The 2,817-nt window shown below is 60.1% G+C and carries 3 protein-coding genes and 1 pseudogene; all 4 read right to left on the bottom strand.

Features of this window, described 5'->3' with window-relative positions; genetic code table 11:
- Nucleotides 1-102: pseudogene (locus tag AC0ZT5_RS34990) on the bottom strand (ribokinase); the annotation flags it as partial.
- Nucleotides 99-968 carry a MurR/RpiR family transcriptional regulator gene (locus AC0ZT5_RS34985; protein WP_488500144.1) on the bottom strand — a complete coding sequence of 290 codons (870 nt, stop codon included), beginning with the start codon at nt 966-968 and terminating at the stop codon, nt 99-101. The gene AC0ZT5_RS34985 and the pseudogene AC0ZT5_RS34990, both read right to left, overlap by 4 nt.
- On the bottom strand, nt 965-1,942 hold the full coding sequence (locus tag AC0ZT5_RS34980; RefSeq protein ID WP_488500143.1) for an ABC transporter permease: 978 nt from the start codon (nt 1,940-1,942) through the stop codon (nt 965-967). The genes AC0ZT5_RS34985 and AC0ZT5_RS34980 overlap by 4 nt, the downstream gene beginning before the upstream one ends.
- Before the next feature lie 3 nt (nt 1,943-1,945).
- On the bottom strand, nt 1,946-2,817 hold an 872-nt coding region (locus tag AC0ZT5_RS34975; RefSeq protein WP_488500142.1), incomplete at its 5' end, for an ATP-binding cassette domain-containing protein.

Genomic DNA, 2,817 nt, shown 5'->3' with positions numbered 1-2,817 from the left:
ATAGCCGGTCACCGTCTCGCCCTTGCGCGGGCGATCGGGGGCGTCGATCATGATGTCGTAGTGAAGGCTGCCAACCACGGCGACGATGGGCTTGTCTGTCATGTCTGTCGCCGTTTGTTTGTGACCGCGCCCATAGTAGCTGCGAGATTTCTCTCCGCCGCCGCAAGATCGCGCTGGGCGACAGCCGCGAATACCGCGTCGAAGACCACGAGTTGGGCAATGCGGGCGGCTGCGTTCTCGCCAAGCAGCGGCGAGCCTTGCGCTGTCGAACACAGGACAACATCAGCTATCGAGGCGATGGGCGAGCCGGCGTAATTGGTAAGAACGATGATACGAGCTCCGCGTTTGCGGGCGAGTTCCAGCGGCTCGATCACAGCGCTCGTAGTGCCCGAATGCGAGAATCCTATGGCCAGATCACCGTCCGACAACAGCGCGGCCGACATCAACATCATATGTGCGTCGTCGAATACGCTGGTGCGCACGCCTATGCGCAAAAGCTTGTGGGAAACGTCTCGGGCGATCTGCGCCGAGCCGCCAATACCGTAGAGATCGCGCTGCCTGGCGTTGAAGATCAAATCGGCGGCCCGCTCAAACGCCGCCGGATCGAAAATCGAAAGTGTCTCTTCAAGCGCCTGAATTGACGTGCGGAAGACCTTTTGCGCAATCTCCAAGCCGGTGTCTTCGGGTGACAATTCCTGATGAAGGTCCGCGTTTGGAAGACGGTTGTAGCTGTCCAGTGCAGCCCGAAAGTCCCTGAAGCCAGCGAACCCCAGCTTCTTCACTATCTTGACGACCATTGCCTCTGAAACTGCGGCGTCATCGGCAATTGTTCTCAACTGCGTAGTGGCGTCAAAATCCTGGCGCCCGAGAATCATGTCGACGACGCGAGCTTCCAGGGGGGTCAGGTGGGGCATCATCATCCTGATGCGCGGCCCCACCGTCTTGGGATCATTGAAGGAGATGTTCATTCTCGGCCTCTTGTCGCGCGATCAATCAGCATCGCGACGAGGATGATAATGCCAGTGGCGAGAAGTTGGTAGAATGCTTGCACATTCAGCAGGGTCAAACCGTTGCGAAGGCTGCCCAGAATGACCGCGCCAAGCAAGGTGCCGACAATCGAGCCCTTGCCGCCCATGAGCGAGGCGCCGCCAATTGCCGCGGCCGCTATGGCGTCGAGCTCCCACAGATTGCCAAGGGTAGGGTCAGCTGCACCAAGGCGACCGACCAGGATCAGGCCAGCGACAGAAGCCAGGCCACCCGAAATCACATAGCTAGCGATCTTGGTCAGCGAGACCGGCACGCCAGCAATGCGGGATGCTTCCTGATTGCCGCCGACGGCAAGGAAATATTCGCCAAGAGGTGTCTTGTTCAGCACCACCCATACGGTCACCGCAAGGACAGCGACGATCACAACCGGATTGGGCACGCCCATTATGCTCGAGTTGGTCAGGGCCCTATAGGCCGGTGGGATGCCGAAGATCGGATTGCCGCCCGTGTAGATCAGCGAGATAGCCCGATAGAGAGACAGGGTTCCGAGCGTGACGATAAATGGCTGAAGGCCACCGAAGGCGACAAGTGCCCCGTTGATGGCGCCTGCAGCCATGCCGAAGATCAGCGCAATGGGTATCGCCAATGCAATCGGCACGCCAGCCGCCATCAGCACGGCAACCGCCACTGCTGCGATCGCGGCTGTAGGCCCGACGGATAGATCGATGCCGCCTGCGATAATCACGAGGGTCATGCCGAGCGCCACACAGGCATTGATAGATGACTGCTGCAGAATGTTCAGAATGTTCGGCTGAGTGAGAAAGTTGGGGCTGAGGATCGAGAAGACGACCACGATCGCGACCAGTCCAAGCAATGTCCCCGCGTCGCGAATGCCGACCGGCAGGGCAAACTTTTTCTGATTTATGGGCACAGCGGGAGTGTTCGAAGCGGACATGATTTAAGACCTTGAAACGGAGGGGGCTTGAGGTGACGATTGCGGCACGGCCAGTGCAACGATGGCCTCTTCGGTGAGGCTGTCTCGCTCCAGCACGCCTGCGATGCGCCCTTCGCGCATGACGAGAACCCGATCGGCAACACGCAGTATTTCGGGTAGCTCTGACGAGACGACGATCATCGACCGACCCTCGGCCGCCAAGCGTTCGATCAGTGCATAGATTTCCGCCTTGGCACCCACATCGATGCCACGTGTTGGCTCATCAAAAAGCAGAATTTGAGCTCCTGCCGCGATCCAGCGGCCGATGATGGCCTTCTGCTGGTTGCCGCCGGAAAACTGGCCGATTGGACGCTCGATGTTGAGGGGCCTGAGATTAAGGTCCCCCATGAGCGCTTGGCTCTCCTTGGCAACGGCCTTGCGACGCACGAAACCGAACCGTGAGAAACGACCCATCGACGGCAGCGCTATATTGCTGCGCACAGATCGGCGCGCGATGATGCCTTCGCGCTTGCGCTCCTCCGGCAGAAGGCCGAACCCCGAAGCGATGGCTATGCGAGGGTTGCCGAGTGACAGTGGCTTGCCTTTGAGGCGGATTTCGCCAGCGTCGGGCCTATCGACGCCAGCGATCAGGCGCAGGAGTTCCGTGCGGCCCGCCCCGACCAAGCCCGATATGCCAAGCACTTCCCCGCGATGCAGCTTGAGACTGGCGTCGCGCACGGCGGTGCCGCGAGAGAGACCTGAAACTTCCAGCACCACGTCCTTTTGCGCAAACCCCTTGTGCTCGGCCGCCGCAAGCTCTCGGCCGACCATTCGAGCAATGACGGCGCTTTCGGTGGTTTCTGCCATGACCACGTCGGTTACCTTGCGACCGTCGC

The organism is Mesorhizobium sp. CNPSo 4670 (genome assembly GCF_057784235.1).
The sequence above is the reverse complement of the archived record's forward strand: the minus strand, read 5'-3'. Positions and strand labels throughout refer to the sequence as shown.

What these genes read in the sequence shown, in the direction of transcription:
- AC0ZT5_RS34980 (WP_488500143.1), bottom strand. Translation starts at nt 1,942, where the DNA reads ATGTCCGCTTCGAACACTCCCGCTGTGCCCATAAATCAGAAAAAGTTT.
- AC0ZT5_RS34985 (WP_488500144.1), bottom strand. Translation starts at nt 968, where the DNA reads ATGAACATCTCCTTCAATGATCCCAAGACGGTGGGGCCGCGCATCAGG.